This window comes from Clostridiales bacterium (genome assembly GCA_015243575.1).
Classification (GTDB): Bacteria; Bacillota; Clostridia; order Peptostreptococcales; family Anaerovoracaceae; genus Anoxybacterium; species Anoxybacterium hadale.
The window spans coordinates 2,892,995-2,913,253 of the sequence record CP042469.1; the positions used below are offsets into that span (position 1 = coordinate 2,892,995).

The following is a 20,259-nucleotide window of genomic DNA, read 5'->3' on the forward strand; positions in this document are numbered from 1 at the left end:
CTCATTAATATTTGCAGCCGATGCGGCCCCGGCGAGTTCGAAAATACAGCAATTCTTGTTGCACAGAGTCAGATTTGTTGCAACCGTGCATCCCGGATAAATTTTCCCGCATGCAATTGGTTTGAAAAGAGAACATTATTTTGATATACTAATAACAAGATAAATTTATTACTAAGGAAGTGCTGATTTAATGGAGTGTGCGCAGATGGTCGAGGAAATTTTTCGATTGGCAAGGAAAAAAACGCAGCAATAGCGGCGCTATTGCGAGGATTTTTGACACCGCCAAGCGAAAAATTAACCGATTAGATGTGCGCACAGAATTAATCAGAGCTTCCCTAAGGTTCTGTTTTTAAGATACGAGGCTTTACTATGGATCAAGTACTTGCAATCATAAAGATTTGCGAAAAAATAAATAAGGCGCTGCCGTCAATCAAGGAACCTGCTGCGGAGACGCTGCTTCATGAGATTCTTTCCGATCTGAAGGTTTTTTTGGACAAAGGGATAGACTTTAAAGAAGTGGTCGACAGTCTGGATGACAGTATTTTCATCACCGACGGTGAGGGGAAAGTTCTGTACGTAAATCCCGCTTATGAACAAAATACGGGTATCCTTCCCAGGGAGGTTCTCTTCCGCTATGTGCAGGAGATCCTGGACGAGGGCAAGCTGTTCACCGGAGGCGCAACCATGGATGTCATCGAAACCGGTAAGAAGGCATTTCGCCTCTCTACCATCATCAAAAATGATCCGCCCAGAGTTGGTTATGCAGTGGGCGTGCCCATTATCGATAATGATGACAAGCTGAAGCAGGTGGTCGTCAGTAGCCGTCCCATTCTGACGCTGAAAGCGCTTCAGGAAGATTACGAACGGTTCCTCGACGAAGTGAAAATGATTCAGGAACCCGGCAACATCAGAATCATACCAAACTCGGACACCAGTGATCTTACCAAACGGATGATCGGTTCCAGCGAAACAGTAAAGAAGGTGTGGAATCTCATCGGGCTCATTGCGGATACCGATGCGACGGTTTTAATCACAGGGGAATCAGGTGTGGGGAAAGAGGTTGTTGCAGATGAAATCTATCGCCGCAGCAACCGAAATCAAAAACCCTTTATCAAGGTAAACTGTGCATCCATTCCATCAAACCTGCTGGAATCAGAGCTCTTTGGATATGAAAAAGGGGCTTTTTCTGGCGCAAGCTCTTCCGGCAAGCAGGGACTTTTTGAAATGGCCAACAGTGGTATTCTGCTGTTGGATGAAATCGGTGATATGCCCATGGATCTGCAGGCGAAGCTGCTTCGCGCCATCCAAAGCAGAGAAATCACCCGGGTTGGAGGGACAAAAGTAATTCCGCTTGATATCCGGATCATCGCACTGACAAATTCTGATCTGAAGCAGAAAATTAAAGAAGGCTCCTTCCGCAGCGATTTATATTACCGACTCAGCGTAATTCCCATTCATTTGGACCCGCTGAGAGCGCATACGGAAGACATTGAAGATCTCAGCCGCTACTTTATCGATATTTACTCTCATAAGCATAAGCGGACCATCAATCTCACTCAAAAAAATATTTCGCTGATGAAACTGTACTCCTGGCCGGGCAACATAAGAGAACTGGAGAATGTCATAGAGTATCTTGTGATCTGCTGTTCCGGTACTGCTGAGGTCGAGGACAATATGCTAAAGGGAATCCTCGGTATTTCGGGAACAGAAAAGAATGCGAACGATGCTTTTGATTTAACAAAATCCGTGGAGCAATTTGAGAAGCAGCAGATTGAGAAAGTTCTCAGCATCGCTTCAAACCTAAGGGAAGCGGGAGAGATGCTGAACGTCAATGCCTCAACCATCAGCAGAAAAATAAAGCAATACGGAATTGAATATCTCAACGCAAGATAAAATAGTGCGAATGAATCAGTACTTCCCCAAAACAACAAGACTGCGCCAGGCGGGTTACATGCCGGACGCAGTCCTTTTTTTCGATCTGAATGAACCCCTGGCAAGGAATGCTCATCCATCGTGTATCACTTATCCTATTGATGCTGGGTCTATTGTCTCATTCATGCTTCCGGTGCGGTAACCGGTGATATCCAGTGTCACGTAAATAAATCCAATCTCTTTTAACTGCTCCTGAAGAGTAAATCGCGTGCTTTTCTCCATGAGCTTTTCAAACTGGCTTTCGTCGATCTCGATTCTGGCCAAGGTTCCGTGATGTCTGACTCTAACCTGCCGAAAGCCCATATCAAGCAGAATCTGTTCCGCCAGGTCAACCATTTTTAGTTTCTCCGCGGTGATGCTTTCTCCATACGGAAATCTTGAAGATAGACAAGCAAAGGATTGTTTCTCCCAGGTCGGAAGCCCCATCTCTTTTGATAGTTTTCGAATTTCTTCCTTTGAAAGTTCAGCGTACCGCAAGGGGCTTTTGATGCCAAGTTCGGAAACGGCATCCAGACCCGGCCTGTAATCACCCATATCATCCATGTTGGACCCTTCGAGAATTTCTTTGTATCCATTTTTCCATGCAATTTCACGCATTTTTGAAAAGAGCTCGTGCTTGCAAAGATAACAACGATTCAGTGGATTACTTGAAAATCCCTCGATATCCAGTTCCTCAGAATCGACGATGAGGTGCTGGATATTATTTTCTTTCGTAAAAAGAATTGCTTCGTTCAGTTCTCTCTCGGGAAAACTGCAGGACCGAGCCGTTACTGCCACAACACGGTCTCCCAGAACCTCTTGCGCTGTCTTCAGCAAAAAGGTAGAATCAACTCCTCCGGAAAATGCAACAGCCACACTTTCCATACCCCGTATATACTTCATTAATTGCTCGCGCTTTTTCTGTATGTTTGTCATAACTCTTAACCCTCAGATTATTTCACGTTTTCGATGACAATAGCGGTACCCATTCCGCCGCCTGCACAGAGGGTGGCGAGACCGTAGGTATTTCCCCTGCGCTTCATCTCATAAATCATAGAAATGACGATTCGGCTGCCGGTGGCTCCGACGGGATGTCCGAGAGAAATGCCTCCCCCATTGACATTCAGCTTATCTCTGTCGATTCCCAGGGTTTTTTCGCAAGCAATGCATTGTGCTGCGAACGCTTCGTTAATCTCAAAAAGATCGATGTCCTTTATGGAAAGTCCTGCTTTTTGCAGTGCCTTCTGAGAGGCACTGATGGGGCCAATCCCCATAACCTCCGGTTCCACACCGGTTGTGGCAGTGGAAATGACTCTCGCCAAAATAGGCAGGCCTAGACTTCTTGCCGTCTCCTCCTCCATAAGCAGCACCCCGGAAGCAGCATCATTCATTCCCGACGAATTGCCCGCGGTTACGGTTCCACCATCTTTAAAAGTTGCCTTCAACTTAGCCAACCCTTCCATCGAAGCTTCTCGTCTCGGATGCTCATCGACAAGAAAGGTTTTATCTCCTTTTTTACCTGAAATGGTTATAGGAATGATCTCTTCTTTAAATTTACCGTCATCTATCGCTGCGGCTGCTCTCTGTTGACTTAACAGTGCAAATTCGTCCTGATCCTGTCTCGTAACGCCATATTGTTCTGCCACATTTTCGGCTGTAATTCCCATGGCAGGACCCACGCCCAGGTTCGTAAGAGAATCCCACATGGAATCACGCAGCTCGCTGTGTCCGAATTTCTTGCCGTATCTTCCGTCAAATACCATGTGGGGCGCTGCGCTCATACTGTCCGCACCTCCGGCCATGATGCAGTCTGCTTCTCCAGCCTTGATCTGATAATATCCCAGCTGAATGGATGACATGGAAGAAGTACAGTTCCGGTGAACTGTAATTCCGGGGATCGTTACAGGCAGCCCGGCTTTCACTGCCGCTACTCTTGCGAGATTGTTTTCTTTGTAGGTTCTCTGGTAATTACAACCCCAAATGACATCATCGATCAATTCCGGCTTTACACCGGACCTGGTGACCAAAGACTGCATTACTGGAATTGAAAGATCCAGTGCCGTGATTTCTTTAAACTGTCCGCCGATGGTCCCGATTGGGGTTCTGCATCCCGCGACAATTACAACATTTCTCATGTATTCCTCCGTATGCGGCAACGACCCCGCCGGCTTTCCGCCGAAGAGGCCGTTGTCATATTTTCGTTTTGTATTTTTTCTTTTATTTTCTCATGGCGAAGCGCTGACCGTATCCATATTGCACGCCATGATAGATTAGCGCTTTCCTAACGCTTGATCTTCTGCAAGATAGTCTTTATTGTATTTTTTTACATTGATGCTGCTGATGATAATGATATTAACAATCAAAAGACCAATATAGACCAGATAAGCACCTCTCAGGCTGCCTGTTATTCTGATTGCCTGCGCATTGATGATGTAATTGGTCATAAGCACTGCCTGCATGATTGGAAAATAGGCCGCATACACCTCTGCAAACCCGTGACGTCCGAATACAGATGCCGGCAGAGATACGATAAAGTTTGCTGCTGCGCCGATGGCAATTCCCACCATGCCCACAGAGATATAAACGCCCATGACCGTGTCCGTTACATTGACGGCCAACGCTGCAGAATACCATACCAGGAAGATAATGATTGCTTTTTTGACTCCAAACTTCTGATCGATGAAACCGAACAAATAGCTGCCTGCAACGCCGACACAGGCACACATCGTCATAAGGGAGATCGCTTTTGCCTGCGAAAAGCCAATGCCCATGTTTCTGACTACAAGCTGACTCATTACTCCCGTGGTCACAAGCTGGTTGATGCCGATCACAAGAGATACAAGCCAAACTTCTTTTGTCTTTAGAACCTTTCCCAGTGTCCAGAGTTTTCCCTCTCCGACGGATTCGGTGCAGTATTCACTCTCAAAAACTTCTTTTGTCACGTTATCAGGATATAAGCCTTTGTCCTGAGGAAGGTTTCTGATGAAAGCAAGTCCTATGAGTCCAAGCACGATTCCAGCGATACCGGTAAAGGTCATGCCCTTTGCCATCTGGAACGCTCCGATCAGGAATGCAATCAGCGGAACATAAAATGCCGATCCAAGGTTGTGCCCCATCGTGGTAAACCCGTTGACCAGACCTTTCTTTTTCGGAAACCACTGCGCAACCAAAGCGCCTCCTGCAATGTAAGCAGCACCGTTAATAAAGCTCGTTACTAAGGTCAGGCCTACTCCGTAGGTGAACAGCGTTTCCGTGCTGCCCCAGTAGATATAGGACAGTCCTGCGCCGATCATACAGATTCCGGAAGTCACTCTTGCGCCGATTTTGACGTTGATTCTGCCGATCAGTATGTAGGATAGGATTCCGATAAAACCTGCAATTGTAGCAACACTCAGCACATCTGCATAATCAATTCCAGTCTTTGCTGCAAAAGCAGGGGCAACAATATTCAGGCCATCAATAGAAAAGCCGATTAAAAAGAAGAACATTGCACCGCAGTAGAGAATGATACCCCAGCCTGCTTTCCCAAATTTGATATTTGTGTTTTCACTGGCAAGTTGTTTTTTTGTTTGCTGCGTTTCCATAAAAGATTTCCTCCCAAAATTCATCATACATTATTCATTTATTTTGTCTTTTTATCTTCTTCTCTTTTTTCTGCAACAATCTTGTCAATATAGGCATTCCAGATCGGTTCTTCTGCTGCCATACGTTCACGGAATCCCGGCCCAATCTCGGTCTGATCCATACGGTCAATAATCGCCCATGCAATATGGGGCTCTGACGGCGGACAGCCGTGTACCGCAACACCTCTTTTTCGGTATTTCGCTGTACAGTTTCCACACAAAATCAGCTTTTCCGGAGGAATGTCCTCTGAAATTTCTTTTTTTGCGCCCAGCACGATAACTGCATCCGTATTCTTGTCGTATTCTCCAAGCGCCTTGAGCTTTTCCATGGTGAATGCGACCAGTGACTGGCAGCTGGAACATGAATTCTCATGCATGATGTTATACTCCGGCCACGTGTCAAACCGTTCAAGATAAGGCAGCCACATTTTTTTATAGACATCCTTGATCTGCTTTCCTTTGATGATGATCTGATCCTCATCACTTGTTCCAAGCCCTCTCTGTCTGGCCGCTTCAAAGTAGTCCACCATGCTGATGTCAAGTCCCACCATTCTGCACGCGGTGGCGTCCAGTGCAACAGGGTCCTTACTTGCTACCACGCAGCCAAAATCAAGCGGAACTGCCGAGTGGGGACCAAAGCCCTCTGCCGGATAGATTAAATCCGCAATGGTCAGGTCGGCTTTTACAACGGACCAGATATCCATCATGGCCATTGCTAAATTAGTTTTGTGCATTTCATAATGAACCTTATCCTGCACCACACCCTTGATATTCTTTAAGGCACAGCTGAAAACCATGCTGGCATGTGATTTGAAAACAGGAAGGTTGATAATATGCTCTGCCTCAAGGATCAGCCGCGGCAACATCACATGAGTGATCTCTGATTTGGCATCTCTAATCTGAACCTTGATCAGATCTTTGTCTGATTTGATATCATAGAGTTCTGCCCCCTCTTCTCTTGCGACCTGCGCATGGCCGGCAGATTCAAAGCAAGCCATGGTGTCACAGCCGATAGCGGCAGCTTCACCGACGATAACCCTTTTGGCACCAGCAGCTTTTACCGCTTTAATGACAGCCCTCAGGAAATCATGATTCGTATTAATGCTTGTTCCCGGAGGCCCCAGGTGCCCCGCATTTGGTTTTAGGATGACGGTGGAATTCTTTCTAATTAATTGTTCCGCCCCGCCCAGCTCAGTTAAAACTTGCTCTACCATAACATCAATGCTTGGGTCTTTGGCGATGGCTACAATAGATTTTGTCATTCAGATACTCCTCTCGCGAAAAAACGTAATGATATATTCATATAAAGCTTTATACATTTTGATATATTGCAATATCCGTGCCGTTCATATTTCTTCCTGTAAATTGTTATGAATCGCCTTTTTTTGGTGTTCTTTCGATATTCTCTGAACAAGCAGCAGATTGTCATTTGTTGCTTTTTTAACGGGCATTGCAGCATTGCAACAGATTTCTCCGCATTCATTCTGACTTCCCTGCCCCCCTATCCATAAAACATCCGTCAAACGGAGAAGATTAACACCGTGCATTCCTTCCGGTCATCTTTGGCATACATCTTGCTTTTCATAATAGATAACGAATAAAAGGAGGACATATCATTGTTTGAAACAAGAAGATTAAATGCAAGGGATAAAGTCATTGTAACAGCTGCAGTTTGCGGCGCCATCCCCACAAAAAATGACAATCCTAATTTACCCACACAACCTGAGGAAATTGCCGAATCTGTCATCGCCTGTTACGAGGCCGGCGCTGCCGTTGCTCATATTCATGTCCGAGACGATAATGATCGATCCAGCATGAGCTTTGAAAAATTTGAAAAGACCGTCAGTCTCATCAGAGCGGCAAAATGCCCCATCGTACTAAATCTGACGACCTCCGGTGCCATCGGCGCCACGGACGAAGACCGAATGCTGCCCTTTATGAAGCTCTCTCCGGAGCTGGCTTCCTTTGATGCGGGCACCATGAACTGGATGCACTCCAGCGTCTTCATGAACGAACCGGCGTTTTTGGAAAAGCTCGGACTCCGGATGCAAGAGTACAACGTGAAGCCGGAAATCGAAATCTTTGACATGGGAATGCTGAATACCGCCCTCTATTATGAAAAGAAGGGAATCCTCAAGGGACCTCTCCATTTTCAGATTTGTCTTGGTGCTCCCGGCGGAATGAAAGCAGATGTGGAAAACCTGTTATACGTAGTCAATCACCTTCCTGAAAACTGCACCTGGGGTACCTTTGGGATCGGAAAAGGAGCCATGGAAATCACATTGGCAGCCCTTGCTCTGGGCGGCAACATCCGTACCGGATTTGAGGACAACGTCTATTTCAATTACGGAGAGCTTGCCGCATCCAATGCCCAGTTTGTGGGCAGGATCAAACGTCTTGCTTTGGAAGCAAATAAGACCCTTGCAACGCCTGATGAAGCCCGTGAGATACTGGGACTGAAATAGATACAAATTAGATTGTATATGATTTAACAACACAACACCACAAAAAAGTGGCCGCGCCACTTCCCGAAATAAGTAGCTGTGCTATTTCGCCAAAAAGCCCAGCGACGATACCTCCAATCCATAAAAAAGCTGCCGCACTAATTTACTTCGTGCGGCAGCTTTTTGATTCCGAGTATAAGGGTTTTATTTTCAGAGATTTATAGATCAAGGGCCATGTAATATCCGTCAGTCACTGCGTTGGTGACCTTCCCCGGGCGTCTGCAGTCTCCGATCCGCTGCACCACCGGTGCTGCATCACTCAGATTCTGGAACGCTGTATCATCGGCACGATATCCTGCAGCATTGATCACCGTGTCTGCCTGCACCAATACTTCCGAGCCTTCCGCTGTACTGATCAGGATTCCCTCTTTCGTGACCTTGCGCCCTGCAGAGCCGACAAAGATCTTTGCATTATTTCTGCGAAGATCGCCTTTTACAGCAGTCTGATAAAACAGGTCTGCATCCATTGCAAGATCGTCCCGCAGCTCTATGATCGTTACATTTTTCCCAAGCCTTGCAAGATGCGCTGCTGTCTCACAGCCCACCAGACCGCCTCCAAGGATCGCAACGGTATCACCCAGCTGGTCTTCCTTTCCATAGATGTCCTGAGCGAATCTCACATGATTGCCTTCAATCCCCGGAAGCTTCGGGGTAATGGGATTGGCTCCCACCGCAAGCAGCAGGGCATCCGGTTTTTCCTGCTCTACAAGTTCAGAAGTCACTTCCGTGTTCATTCTGATCTCTACTCCGTTCTTCTTCAATAAGTACTCCAAAACTTCCTTGTACTCATAGAGGCCATACTTGAATGGAACGTGTTTTGCAAATCTCAAGGCACCTCCCAACGCATCGGTCTTTTCACACAAAACCACCTCGTGGCCTCGCTCAGCCGCTGTCAGTGCCGCCTTCATTCCGCCGGGACCGCCTCCGGCAACCAGAACCTTCTTCCGTTCTGTGGGCTGGCAGTTTGCAATGCTTTCGTTAAACTCGTTGCCTATGACCGGATTGATCACACAGGATGTGGTTTCCGTTTTCAGGGACTCTCCGAAGCACCCCATACATCTGAGACACTTTGTGATCTCCTGCTCTCTGCCGTCTCTCAGCTTCTGCGGAAGGTAAGGATCTGCAAGGAGCGGTCTTCCCAGTTCCACCAGATCTGCTTTTCCTGATGCGATAATCTCTTCCATCATCGCCGGATCAACAATGCCCCCTACCGTGGAGATCGGAACGCTGACTTCTTTGCGAATTGCTTCTGCAAGATACACATTTGCTCCTTTTTCCATGAACTGGGTGGGATGCGTTCTGAGATACAGTTCAAGGTCCTCATGCATTCCTGCGGAAACATTGATCAGATCGCATTGCTTTTCGATGTGCTTCGCAAGAAGAATCCCTTCCTGCAGGTCGATTCCTCCTTCTACAAATTCATCTGCACTCATGCGAACCTCTATGGGGAATCCGGGTCCTACGTGGCGCCTGATGGATTCCAGTGCCATGGTAAGCGGTCTTGCTCTGTTTTCAAAACTGCCGCCAAATCGGTCGGTACGATGGTTCGTCCTTTTGGAAAGAAACTGGCCGAAAAACCAGCCGTGGCCTGCATGGACCATGCACATCTCAAACCCGGCCCGTTTCAGGACGGCAGCTCCCTTTCCGAAGGATTCAATCACTTCCAGCAGCAAGGCCTCCGGCATTTCCTTTACCGGGCCCTCCGCCAGCATTTCATCGCTGGCACCGTATGCAACTCTTCCCTCTTTCATACTGCCTGCCATACTGACCAGTCCGCCCCATTTGCCTCCATGAGACAATTCAGCGCTGGGCACTGCTCCGTGGCGTTTGATTGCCCTTGCCAGCAGGGACAAACCCACAAGAGAGGTAGGATTATCAAGCTCAATCTGACGGTCATGGGATTTTCCGGTGGCAGTATGTACAATGCTTTCTCCCATGGTTACCACCGCTGCACCACCTTTTGCTTTCAGTTCATAATAAGCAATGGTTTCCGGCGTGAGATTGCCGTCTACTGCTCCCCAGTTCAAGGAAGTAGGTGCGGAAAAAATCCGGTTCTTCAGTGTTAGATTTCCGATTTTAATTGGTTTTAAAAGATTTGGATAATGGTTGTTATATTTCATGGATGATTTGATTCCTTTCATAATTAATGCTCGCAGCACTGGCTTGTGCCGGTTGTCCTTCCCGTGGCAGGCTTCTTTGACGGTAAGCTGCCTCATCCCGGCTTCTTTAACAATGGGCTGCCTCGCCTCAACTGCTTGATAAATGAATCTGCTATGCTTCCTGCCCTGCTGCTTTTTTGACTTTCTGTCTGCGAAGTTCAAAAAATACCGTCAGAAACAGAATGACCATCAGCAAGAGCCCCTGAACAAATTCAGAAATCTCACTGGACGCATACCCCATAATTTTCAATCCGTTTTCGATAATCATTACGATAAAAGCGCCCAAGATTGCTTTATACATCTTTGCAGTGGAGCCGCCCCGCACCAGAACGCCACCCACATAAATTGCAGTCATCACTTTCATTTCGAAAAAGGTTCCCATGGTTGTGCTGGTTCCTCCCAGCCGGGCCATAAGAAAAATACACGAAATTGCTGCTGTCAATCCAGAGAGCGCATACGCAGCAATCTTACTCCTTGCTACTGGCATTCCCACTGACGATGCCACCACCTCATTTTCACCAATGGCTTTGCAGTACCTTCCAAGGCTTGTATACTCAAAAAGGTACCAGAATATTAAAACGATCAGGATCAGAAGCGGCAGTTTGATCTGATTTTCTGAAAGCATCATAATCGCATCACTGGCATAATTCACGCTGACAATGCTTTGAATATAGTTGATAATTCCCCGCAGTCCGATGAGGATGGCCAAGGTGGCCATAAAAGAAGGAACCTTGTATCGACTGATCAAGATTCCGTTTACCAGCCCGATTCCGACACCCACCAGCAAGGCTGTTACAACCATAATCAGCGAGGAGCCCGTTGCCCGATATGCAAGATCACCGATCACTGCTGAAAAAGCACAGTTCACACCAACAGACAAATCAACACGACCCTGGGCAGACACAAAGATGGTACCGCAGCAGGCAATGATAAGCACCACCGATTGATCGATCAGCATCGAAAGATTATACGGCGAAATCATACTTCCCTTTGTCAGAACGGTAAATACGAGAAGCATCACGATTAATGACACAACAGGGGTCAGTTTGTTCAATTCGAATCTTTCTTTTTTCATACCATTACCTCAATCAATTTCTCCTGGGTAAAGTCATCTCCACGATAAAATTCACCGTTAATTTTGCCGTCTTTCATGATAATCACGCGATCCGACATCCCTATGATTTCAGGCAGTTCATCTGAAATTAAAAGAATGGCAAGGCCCTGCTCCTTTGCCTGACGCATCAGCTGATAGATATACGCCTTCACGCCCACATCAACACCTCTTGTGGGACAATCCAAAATCAGCACATCCAGATCTTTGATCAACCAGCGGCCCAGGTTTACCTTCTGTTTATTTCCTCCTGAGAGGCCGTCCATTCGTTGATTGACACCGCTGCACTTAATTTGAAAATCTGCGATGCCCTTTACTGCCACTGCCCTAAGTTTTCCGGGATTAAGAAAGCCCAGTCTACCCTTCAGCGATGCAGTGGATGGGAACACAAAGTTATTCACGATACTGTCCTGCATCATCAATGCTTCCCCATCACGATCCTTGGGAACATAGGCCATACCGTTACACAGAGCTGTTCCGGCATTTTTTATTTCCAGTGATTTATTTGATAAGGTAACTTTACCCTTCATGGATGGAGCAAGACCGTAGACCGCTTTTCCAACGGTATGTATACCAGAATCACTAAGTCCGCAAAAGCCCAGAATCTCTCCCCGATGCACGTCGAAGGACACCGCTTCAATTTCACCGGAAACCGAAAGGTCTTCTGCTTTCAAGACAACCTCATCCTCGTAATCCGGACTCCAATCCTCCCGATAATATGCACAATTTACTTCACGCCCAACCATCATTCGCTTTAGTTCATCGGGATCAAGATCGTCACACGCTTTCGTTCCCACCACTTCACCATCTCTTAAAACTGTGATGTTGTCGCACAGGCGAATCATCTCTTCCAAATCATGGGTGATCATCACGATGGTTTTTCCCGCTGCCTTGAGATTTTCAATCAATTGATACAGCATGTCCCGGTTATTTTGAGACAGAGACTGGGTAACTTCATCTAAAATCAGCAGATCCGGATCTATGGAGAGTGCTCTTGCCAGCTCGATCATTTTTCGAGTTTCAATTTGCATATTGCCGCAGGTTTTCTTGAGCGGAACTGGCATCAGCCCCCATTTTTGAAATTGTTTTTCGGCCTCCTGATACAGCGCATTCATATTGATGATTCCAAATCGTGTAAATTGAGAAAGTCTGCCGGCAAATACATTAACGCCTGCCGGCAATGTTGAGAGTACGCCCAGTTCCTGAACGACAATGCCAATCTTATGGTTCGCTGCCTGCAAAGGGCTCTGAGGATCGTAGGGCTGCCCGTTTAGAAGCATCCCTCCTGAATCTTTGCGGCAGATGCCTGAAATTTGAGACAGGAGCGTCGATTTACCCGAACCATTTTCACCTGCAAGGCCTCTAACCTCCCCCCTCTTCAGGGAGAAATCAACGTTTTTATTTGCACAGGTTGATCCGAAATGTTTATAAAGACCCTTTACGTCAAGGATGATGTCCGTCATTTCACTACCCCCTTTGTGTTCCTTTGCGCAATCACTCCAAATAGGATTACGATAAAGCCGAGAATGGCTTCCTGCCACGTACCGGATGGAACTCCAGCTATTGTTAGCATGTTGAAGATGCTGTAAACCAGCAGGGAACAGATGGGGATTCCTACAATGATATTAATCCTTGACTGCAGCACCTGCGCAAGCATCAATGCTGCCATGGGCTGAAAGATCATCGCCAGACTTGTCAGTCCGGTTTTTGCTGTCATTCTGGCATTATAACTCTCGTTTAGGAAGGCGGAGCAGCCTACAAAGAAGCCACAGATAAGGCCTACTGAAAGTAGTGTTTTCTTTATATCAATTCCAAGGTCGGCGGAGACCTTCAGTCCGCTCCCCAAGGCCCGGATATTCAATCCTGCCTGTGTTCTGTTGTAGATGAGATAAGCAGCAATAAATCCAAGGAAAAAGACCAGATAAATATACGGCGGCTTTGCCAGCAGCCGCAAGGAATTATCCAGCTGTGCAATGGTTCCCCCGCTTTGGGTAACCTTGTTGGAGTACAGTACTGCCAAAGCTTCATAGATCATTGCCAGCCCGATTCCCGCAATCCACGATGGAATGTTGGTTTTAACAAAGATGAAGAAATTGAACGCAATCAGCAGCATTCCGGTACCGATCCCGCCAAGGATGATTCCCGGATACCCGAACGCACTGCCAAGCATGCCAGAGACGTTGGCGGCAATCACGATCACGGCTCCGATAGACATATCCGTAAATTCACAGGCAAAGATAAAACAAAGTCCCCAAGCCACGAAAGCAGGTATAATTGCATGTGAGATTAGTACTGTAAGATTGCTTTTGGTTAGAAATTTCCCATCGAAACAAAAATCGAAGAGATAGCAAACCGCCGCTATGAGTAAAAGAATCAGAAAGAGAAAAACCCATTGCCGCAAGCTTTCTCCTTTGTTGATATTATTTTTTATTGTCACGTTGCACCCCACGCATTCTTTATGAGAGCCGCCGAAAACCGGCGGCTCAATTTTTCTTTTTCTTCGTGATTTATGTGATTTATTTTGAAGCGATTTCTTCCAGGTTGTAATTTATGATGAAGTCAATAAAGGTCTGATAGGTAACCCCTTCTCCAACTAAGCCCTTCAGTGCATCGGCATTCATCGGATGACCTTTCAGAAAATACTCTGAGTACAGCGAAGCATTATCTGCATTGACTTCAAATGGAACGATGGTATTAAAGTAAGGTGCCACCCCATCATCCCCTTTAATTGCGTTCCCATTCAGATAATTATTCAGGAGTAATGCCGCAAGGGTCGTTACGATTTTTGAGCCGCCATCTCCGTAAACAATTGTGCCGTCCTGAATGTAGCTGATACATTCTTCCGTGGTATCGGAGCAATAAATGGCCATTTCTTTATTGTGATTGGAAAGTGCTGTGATTGCGCCGATAGCATAATCACCGGTCAGTGCATAGATCCCTTGTGAGCTTGGATTGGCCGATACAAGATCGTCACCTTTTGTTGCGGCATCAGAAGGAGAATCACAGCGACCTGCGGCCAGTACCTTTCCGCCACCCTTTTCAAAGGTCTCAGTAAAGCCCTTTACTCTGGCGTCATGAACCGGATCGCCCACTGCGCCTCCAAGGATAAATGCGGATTCAATTCCGTTTTCCTGCATCTTTCTTGCAGCATTAGCACCTGCTGAATAATTGTCGGTTCCCACACTGCCCGCATAGAATGCGTTTTGCTCCAGCTTATCAAGTATTTTCTCATCCGTAGGAATCTGATCAAATATCACGAAGGGGATCTTCGCCTTTTCGCAGGTCGAGGAAAGTGTCTGATACAGCGTAGGAACGGAACCGAAGATCATCATCCCCTGTGTCCCTGAGGATGCCATGTTCTGGATATTGCTGGCCTGGGTATCAGCCGTAAAGTTGTCGTTGTATATTTTGAAAGAGTTTCCTAACGATTCGTTTACATACTGTGCTTCTCCTGCAATAACATCCAGTGCATTGACGCCTTGGCCCCAGATATTGCCGCTGACGGCAAATTCACCTTTTGCTGCGCCACCAGACTTCTCGCCTCCGCCGGATGCTTCATTTCCTCCAGCACCGCAGCCGGTAAAGCTAAATAGAATCAAGGAGCATGCCAGTACTCCGGGCAGCACATTTTTCATTAACTTTTTCATGTTTTTTTCTCCCATTTCCATTATTTTTTTCTTTTGCCACCAGACTTGCCACAAATGGGGCTTGCCCCTTTATGTCATCCGGTTTGCCGTTGCTTTGTTCTTCTATAAGGTATCATAATTTGCTTGATAACAATTAGGACCTGTGTCATAATGAAATTGATTATTTTTAGGACATACGTCCCAATTCCTCGTCCCATTCATATTTGCGTTTAGATAGGTCTAAAAACAAGATCATGATGACCAGAGGATTCATAAAAGGAGTGATAAAATCGCATGGAATTTATGGATAATCGAGATAAAATATATTACTATATGAAGCGGTTTCGGTTGAAAGAATTCTTTCGTCCCGACTATTATCCCGAGTACTTGAAATATATGTCTCTTGTAAAGTTCTCGAAGGGAGAGTACATCTACAAACAAAAGGAGAATATCCAGTACATCTATTTTTTTGTAGAGGGCAGGATTAAAGTCTACTCTCTATTAAGCAACGGGAAGCGACAGCTTCTGTACTTTTATACCAAGTTTGGAATTTTGGGAGATCTGGAATTATTTAACAGATCTAATCCCTATACTCTCATTCAGGCTGCCCAGGATTCCTACTGCATTGCTCTGCCTCTTGCTGATACAAAACAGCTGCTTTACGATGATCCCATCTTTCTGCGCCAGATGGCAGAACTGCTTGCCCAGAAACTATGCAACTCTTCCAGCAATTCTTCCCTGAATATTTATTACTCATTGGAAAACAGGCTCTGTGCCTATATCCTCGCTTCCGCTGAGAAGGGACTGGAAAACGAGAAAGAGGTTTTGATCTTTAAGGAAGGACTCTCGGAAACAGCGGAAATCCTCGGGACCAGTTATCGTCACCTTCACCGTACTTTAAAGGAGCTCAAGGAAAAAGGAATCATAGAGAAAGGGAAAGGGGGCTACCGGGTTCTTGATCCCGATCAGCTGATGCGCCTTTCCTCAGATCAATACATGTAGCAAAAGGCGCCTCACTTTCATGAGACGCCTTTAGAGGGAAATTATGTAAGTGCAGCGTATTTTAGATAACTGGTCAGACAAGTTTCATGTCCAGTTAATTTAAATGCGCTTTACTAGTTTGTGATAGATTGCTTCCGCATCGGAGCGTGTTATTTTCATAAGCCCCCCACCAAGATATTCCTGTCCGTGAGCAAAGGCTTTATCTGCAAGCTGCTCAGGATCGAACTCTACAACGCCCCATTCTCCAAGGCTTGCTGCGAGTCCAAGCGCACGTAAGAATTCTGTCAGCTTCTCGATTCCCGCCAAACCGTCTGCCTCACCCCAAACTGTAGCGGCAAATTGATCAAACCGCTTGCTTGCATGGGGATAGGCGTAACTGCTCCAAGCCGGCATAATCAGAGCCAAGGCTGCCCCGTGCGGAATACCGAATTCGACTGTAAGAACATGGGCAAGGCCGTGACAGGCAAAATCGCCGCCCGGACCCAGCATATTGCTGTGAGCCACCGTAGCACTCCACATGAGTTCGCTGCGTAGGTCATAGTTTTTCAAATCACCTAACAGAGACGGCGTGATTCCTGCCACCGTTCGCATGGCTCCCTCACAAAGCTCATCCCAGATCCTGCTGGTTCTTCTCAGGTCGAAATACCGTTCAAAGCAATGGGAAAAGATATCGGCAGCAGCAATAGCAGTTTCCTTTTGCGGTATGGACAGCGTCAGTTCCGGATTGAGCACTGCGAATTTCGGGATCGAATCGGGGCTGGCAATGGCCGCCTTATCCCCCAATTCGTAATTGGAAAGAACAGAAACCCCATTTGCCTCGCTGCCGGTTGCCGGAATGGTAAGAACCACGCCGACAGGAAGCGGATCTGCGGGAACCGGCTTCTCACCGCAGTAAATGGACCAAAGGTCTCCATCGAACCGGGCGCCCATGGCAATTGCCTTTGCAGAGTCCACCACGCTTCCTCCTCCGATGGCCAGGATGCAGTCAATTCCCTCCGCTTTGCATCGCTGAGCCGCTTTCCTTGCATCCTCAACAGAAGGGTTGGGTCGAACGCCTCCCCATTCAACGAAAGCCACGCCTTCTTGTTTCAGCTGCCCTTCGATCTGTTCCAAAAGACCGCTCTTGCTGATGCGGTCGCTTCCGTAATGGATGAGCACCTTTCGTCCCAGTCCGCGTACAAGCGTTCCCGTTTCAAGATGCGTACCCCGTCCAAATTTTATTTCTGTCGGTATTGAAAAGTTAAAATCAATCATATTCTCAACCAAGTTTCCAGAGATGTTTTCTCTTTTCTCCTTTTAGATACGCAAGGACCTCATCACCCATGATTTCTCCAGACCATCGGTCCACATCAACGGTTAGCCCTGCCATATGAGGGGTCAGCGTAACATTTCTCATGGAGAGGAGCGGATGATTTGCAGGAATCGGCTCCTGCCAATAAACATCCACCGCAGCACCGGCAATTACCTTGTTTTGCAGTGCTTCAACAAAATCCTGCTGATGGATCACTGCCGCTCTGGCCGTATTCACAACATAAGCTGTAGGCTTCATCTTTGAGAACCAGTCCTTATTGACAATTGCAGTGGTAGACGGCAGAACCGGCAGATGAATGCTAATGATATCACTCTGTCCCAGCATAGTTTCCAGATCCACCGGTATCACACCGTCGGCCTTAATCCTTTCTTCCGGGCAATAAGGATCGTACGCGATTACTTCCATGCCAAGAGCGATGGCCCGTTTTGCAACTTCAGAACCGATGGCACCGTATCCGGCGATTCCCAGCGTTCTTCCATAAAGCTCAAAACCGATGCCGTAATCCGTAAACGGGTGATTCTCATCCAGGGGTCCCCAGACTACATTCTTAATGTCAGGAATCTGGTACACATCCTCTGAGTTCTCACCAAGATGCTCTCCCAGATGCAGCCCGGTGCTGCTGACCGCCAGATTTCGCGTAGAAGCAATCATCAGTCCGATGGTGAATTCAGCAACGGCAACAGCGTTTCTTCCCGGCGTATAGGAAAGTTCAAGGGCAGCTTCTTTGATTGCGCCATGGTCAACGGTGACCGGTGTGCCTTTGGCTACGCCGATGAATTTCATTCCCGCATTCGCCCAGGCCTTTATGGTATCCGCTCCGGCATACTCGTCACCAAGCACGATGAGTTCATTCCCCATGCATTCATTTTTTGTCTGCTCTTCCGCGGCGTTTCCTTTTCCGTGCTTTAACTCACCGCAGATCGTTATATCACAATACTCTTTGATCAAATTTAATTTTTTCTCCGGAATCGGAGTACAAAGTGCTAGCTTCTTTTTCATGACATCTGCCTCCATATATTTATCTGCTTTTAGCAGCTTTTCAATTTTCCACATGTTTTTCCGTTGTTAATAGCTTTTCGCTTCACATGTTTCTCTGCTTTTAACAACTTTTCTCTTAATTCTAAACTGCTTTATCTGCAGCAATCAGCTCTTTCATTTTCACAATTGCGGCCTCCGGCAGTGGCTTAAAGTTTCCAAGAACTTTTGCATAGTATGCAGTTGTAGCCATTTCTTCCGTATATATGGTGGCTGCCATCGCATCCTTGATGGTCTTTCCGCAGCAAAACATACCGTGGTTTTTCAGCATGACAGCCCTTCCGTCCACACCAAGGGTTGATACAACGCTGTCTGCCAGGTCATCACTTCCGGGCATGATGAACGGTACAATCTCAACGGGTGCAAACTCTGCCTGGGGCGGAGTTGTAGGCTGCAGCGCCTCTTCATCCATGGCCATAATCGTAGCAAACATGCCATGGGTATGTACGGTTGCTTTGATATCCTTTCTGGCTCTCAGTACTGCTGTATGCATCGGTGTTTCAGAGGAAGGCTTATACGGCCCGTCAATCCACTTTCCATTGAGATCAACAATTGCGATATCTTCAGCTTTCATCGTCTTATAGGCAATGCTGCTGGGTGTAATGGCGATGACATCTTCAACCTCATCCCTTACCGCGATATTTCCTGATGTTCCTTTGATTAGTCCCATCTCCACAGCTTCTAAAATAGCATCTAACACTTGTTTTCTGATTTTTTCATATTTCATATCGTTAAGTCCTTTCCATTGATTGATTTGGGTGCGCCGTAAGTTTGCCTGCTGCGCACCGCCACGCTTTCTTCGCCGTTTTAAAGTGCTTTTCTGAGAATCTGGAGAATCTGTTCCTTTGTAATGTTTTGCCTTGGATTGAAGTTGAGCACCGGCTCCTTCAGAACTTCTCCTGCAAGCATTTCCAGATCTTTTTCCTGAATTCCCTGCTCGGACAATTTTTTAATGCCCAAAGCGGCTGTCATTCTCCCCAGTTCCTTTGCGAAAACATATTTGTCTTCTTCTGCATTTCCAGACACAATAAGGCCGATGGCCTTTGCCATTTCAATCATCTTCTCCGGGCAGCTCTGTGCATTGAATTCCATTACATAGGGCAGAACCGTAGCGTTGGCCATCCCATGGGCCAGATGAAAATGTGCACTCAGCGTATGGGCGATGCCGTGGACAAGGCCCAAATTCGCATTGGAGAAGCCAAATCCCGCGATGATACAGCCCAGCATCATCTGTTCTCTCGCTTCCATGTTCTCACCGTTCTCTACCGCCAGCGGCAGATTTTGATACAGAACCTGCAGTCCTTTCAGAGAATGGTACTCCGTTAAAGGTGTTGCCATGTTGGAAATAAAGCTTTCAACTGCATGAGTAATGGCATCCATGCCTGTGGCTGCCGTTACTGATCTTGGCATAGTTCTTGTGAAAGCGGGATCAATGATCACATTGGTGGCTGTTATTTTATTGTCGATGATCACGTATTTGCACACCGCTTTTGTATCGGTCAACGCCACTACGTTGGTGATTTCACTTGAGGTTCCTGCGGTTGTGGGTATGGCCACCAGCGGAAGCACCGGATGCTTCACGTTGCCGATTCCGCCGTACTGCCCGATGGGAGATGGATTTGTCATCAGCACGTTCACCGCCTTGGCAAGGTCAATGCTGCTGCCTCCTCCTACCGCAACAAATACATCAATGCCGCTTGCCCTTGCCAGCTCTGCGGCTTCCTCAACAAGCTCATTGGATGGATTGGGCAGAACCTTATCGTAGACGGTGACGCTTACGCCAGCCTTATGAACCTCTGCTAGAACCTTTTCTGAGATTCCTGCCAGTTTAACGCCTTCATCATAAATGACCATAACCTGCTTCGCTCCGTAAGATATAAGAATCTCTGGCAGCTTTTCCACAGAATTCAGTCCAAACGTTATATCACTTTGCACAAAAAATTGATAACTCATTGATTTGCTCCTTATGTCTTTAC

At 46.8% G+C, this 20,259-nt stretch carries 16 protein-coding genes; 3 read left to right on the plus strand and 13 right to left on the minus strand.

All coding sequences use genetic code 11. From position 1 onward, the window contains the following. Window positions 1–369 precede the first annotated feature (369 nt). Window positions 370–1,893, plus strand: coding sequence for a PAS domain-containing protein (locus FRZ06_12870; GenBank protein QOX64166.1), 1,524 nt, complete (start codon window positions 370–372; stop codon window positions 1,891–1,893). 129 nt (window positions 1,894–2,022) lie between these two features. Here the strand turns inward: FRZ06_12870 and larE are convergent, their stop codons facing one another. The 4 genes from larE to FRZ06_12890 all read right to left on the minus strand — a co-directional run bounded on the left by larE (window position 2,023) and on the right by FRZ06_12890 (window position 6,796). Next, on the minus strand, window positions 2,023–2,847 hold the full coding sequence (gene larE, locus FRZ06_12875) for an ATP-dependent sacrificial sulfur transferase LarE (protein ID QOX64167.1): 825 nt from the start codon (window positions 2,845–2,847) through the stop codon (window positions 2,023–2,025). Window positions 2,848–2,864: 17 nt separating this feature from the next. Continuing rightward, on the minus strand, window positions 2,865–4,046 hold the full coding sequence (locus tag FRZ06_12880; protein QOX64168.1) for a thiolase family protein: 1,182 nt from the start codon (window positions 4,044–4,046) through the stop codon (window positions 2,865–2,867). 135 nt (window positions 4,047–4,181) lie between these two features. Then, a complete protein-coding gene (locus FRZ06_12885) occupies window positions 4,182–5,495 on the minus strand; it encodes an MFS transporter (protein QOX64169.1) in 1,314 nt (437 codons plus the stop codon). Window positions 5,496–5,533: 38 nt separating this feature from the next. Beyond that, window positions 5,534–6,796 carry a DUF362 domain-containing protein gene (locus FRZ06_12890; GenBank protein ID QOX64170.1) on the minus strand — a complete coding sequence of 421 codons (1,263 nt, stop codon included), beginning with the start codon at window positions 6,794–6,796 and terminating at the stop codon, window positions 5,534–5,536. A 354-nt stretch (window positions 6,797–7,150) separates the two neighbouring features. Between FRZ06_12890 and FRZ06_12895 the strand changes: the two genes are divergently transcribed. Further along, window positions 7,151–7,999 (plus strand): 3-keto-5-aminohexanoate cleavage protein, encoded by an 849-nt coding sequence (locus FRZ06_12895; GenBank protein ID QOX64171.1) that lies wholly within the window; start codon window positions 7,151–7,153, stop codon window positions 7,997–7,999. 197 nt (window positions 8,000–8,196) lie between these two features. Here FRZ06_12895 and FRZ06_12900 read toward each other — a convergent pair whose 3' ends face one another. The 5 genes from FRZ06_12900 to FRZ06_12920 are packed head-to-tail and all read right to left on the minus strand — an operon-like array spanning window position 8,197 to window position 14,976. Continuing rightward, the gene (locus FRZ06_12900; GenBank protein ID QOX64172.1) at window positions 8,197–10,254 is read right to left on the minus strand and encodes an FAD-dependent oxidoreductase; all 2,058 of its coding nucleotides are present in this window, start codon (window positions 10,252–10,254) and stop codon (window positions 8,197–8,199) included. 55 nt (window positions 10,255–10,309) lie between these two features. Then, window positions 10,310–11,272, minus strand: a complete 963-nt coding sequence (locus tag FRZ06_12905; protein QOX64173.1) for an ABC transporter permease — start codon at window positions 11,270–11,272, stop codon at window positions 10,310–10,312. Continuing rightward, a complete protein-coding gene (locus FRZ06_12910; protein QOX64174.1) occupies window positions 11,269–12,771 on the minus strand; it encodes a sugar ABC transporter ATP-binding protein in 1,503 nt (500 codons plus the stop codon). The genes FRZ06_12905 and FRZ06_12910 overlap by 4 nt, the downstream gene beginning before the upstream one ends. Next, window positions 12,768–13,856, minus strand: coding sequence for an ABC transporter permease (locus FRZ06_12915; protein ID QOX64175.1), 1,089 nt, complete (start codon window positions 13,854–13,856; stop codon window positions 12,768–12,770). The genes FRZ06_12910 and FRZ06_12915 overlap by 4 nt, the downstream gene beginning before the upstream one ends. Next, entirely contained in the window at window positions 13,825–14,976 is a 1,152-nt protein-coding gene (locus tag FRZ06_12920) for a sugar ABC transporter substrate-binding protein (protein ID QOX64176.1), read from the minus strand. Before FRZ06_12920 ends, FRZ06_12915 begins: the two co-directional genes overlap by 32 nt. Window positions 14,977–15,228: 252 nt before the next feature. On the opposite strand from FRZ06_12920, the gene FRZ06_12925 reads away from it, so the two are divergent. Next, window positions 15,229–15,936, plus strand: a complete 708-nt coding sequence (locus tag FRZ06_12925; protein ID QOX64177.1) for a cyclic nucleotide-binding domain-containing protein — start codon at window positions 15,229–15,231, stop codon at window positions 15,934–15,936. 99 nt (window positions 15,937–16,035) lie between these two features. Here FRZ06_12925 and FRZ06_12930 read toward each other — a convergent pair whose 3' ends face one another. The 4 genes from FRZ06_12930 to FRZ06_12945 all read right to left on the minus strand — a co-directional run bounded on the left by FRZ06_12930 (window position 16,036) and on the right by FRZ06_12945 (window position 20,236). After that, window positions 16,036–17,190 (minus strand): iron-containing alcohol dehydrogenase, encoded by a 1,155-nt coding sequence (locus FRZ06_12930; protein ID QOX64178.1) that lies wholly within the window; start codon window positions 17,188–17,190, stop codon window positions 16,036–16,038. 4 nt (window positions 17,191–17,194) lie between these two features. Next, a complete protein-coding gene (locus FRZ06_12935) occupies window positions 17,195–18,247 on the minus strand; it encodes a hydroxyacid dehydrogenase (protein ID QOX64179.1) in 1,053 nt (350 codons plus the stop codon). Window positions 18,248–18,368: 121 nt separating this feature from the next. After that, window positions 18,369–19,010, minus strand: coding sequence for a class II aldolase/adducin family protein (locus FRZ06_12940; protein QOX64180.1), 642 nt, complete (start codon window positions 19,008–19,010; stop codon window positions 18,369–18,371). An 80-nt stretch (window positions 19,011–19,090) separates the two neighbouring features. Further along, window positions 19,091–20,236, minus strand: coding sequence for an iron-containing alcohol dehydrogenase (locus tag FRZ06_12945; protein QOX64181.1), 1,146 nt, complete (start codon window positions 20,234–20,236; stop codon window positions 19,091–19,093). Between the last annotated feature and the right edge of the window lie 23 nt (window positions 20,237–20,259).

Bases quoted from the DNA above. Each gene is read 5' to 3' on its own strand.
- FRZ06_12870 (QOX64166.1), top strand. From the start codon at position 370: ATGGATCAAGTACTTGCAATCATAAAGATTTGCGAAAAAATAAATAAG.
- larE (QOX64167.1), bottom strand. From the start codon at position 2,847: ATGACAAACATACAGAAAAAGCGCGAGCAATTAATGAAGTATATACGG.
- FRZ06_12880 (QOX64168.1), bottom strand. From the start codon at position 4,046: ATGAGAAATGTTGTAATTGTCGCGGGATGCAGAACCCCAATCGGGACC.
- FRZ06_12885 (QOX64169.1), bottom strand. From the start codon at position 5,495: ATGGAAACGCAGCAAACAAAAAAACAACTTGCCAGTGAAAACACAAAT.
- FRZ06_12890 (QOX64170.1), bottom strand. From the start codon at position 6,796: ATGACAAAATCTATTGTAGCCATCGCCAAAGACCCAAGCATTGATGTT.
- FRZ06_12900 (QOX64172.1), bottom strand. From the start codon at position 10,254: ATGAGGCAGCTTACCGTCAAAGAAGCCTGCCACGGGAAGGACAACCGG.
- FRZ06_12905 (QOX64173.1), bottom strand. From the start codon at position 11,272: ATGAAAAAAGAAAGATTCGAATTGAACAAACTGACCCCTGTTGTGTCA.
- FRZ06_12910 (QOX64174.1), bottom strand. From the start codon at position 12,771: ATGACGGACATCATCCTTGACGTAAAGGGTCTTTATAAACATTTCGGA.
- FRZ06_12920 (QOX64176.1), bottom strand. From the start codon at position 14,976: ATGGAAATGGGAGAAAAAAACATGAAAAAGTTAATGAAAAATGTGCTG.
- FRZ06_12925 (QOX64177.1), top strand. From the start codon at position 15,229: ATGGAATTTATGGATAATCGAGATAAAATATATTACTATATGAAGCGG.
- FRZ06_12930 (QOX64178.1), bottom strand. From the start codon at position 17,190: ATGATTGATTTTAACTTTTCAATACCGACAGAAATAAAATTTGGACGG.
- FRZ06_12935 (QOX64179.1), bottom strand. From the start codon at position 18,247: ATGAAAAAGAAGCTAGCACTTTGTACTCCGATTCCGGAGAAAAAATTA.
- FRZ06_12940 (QOX64180.1), bottom strand. From the start codon at position 19,010: ATGAAATATGAAAAAATCAGAAAACAAGTGTTAGATGCTATTTTAGAA.
- FRZ06_12945 (QOX64181.1), bottom strand. From the start codon at position 20,236: ATGAGTTATCAATTTTTTGTGCAAAGTGATATAACGTTTGGACTGAAT.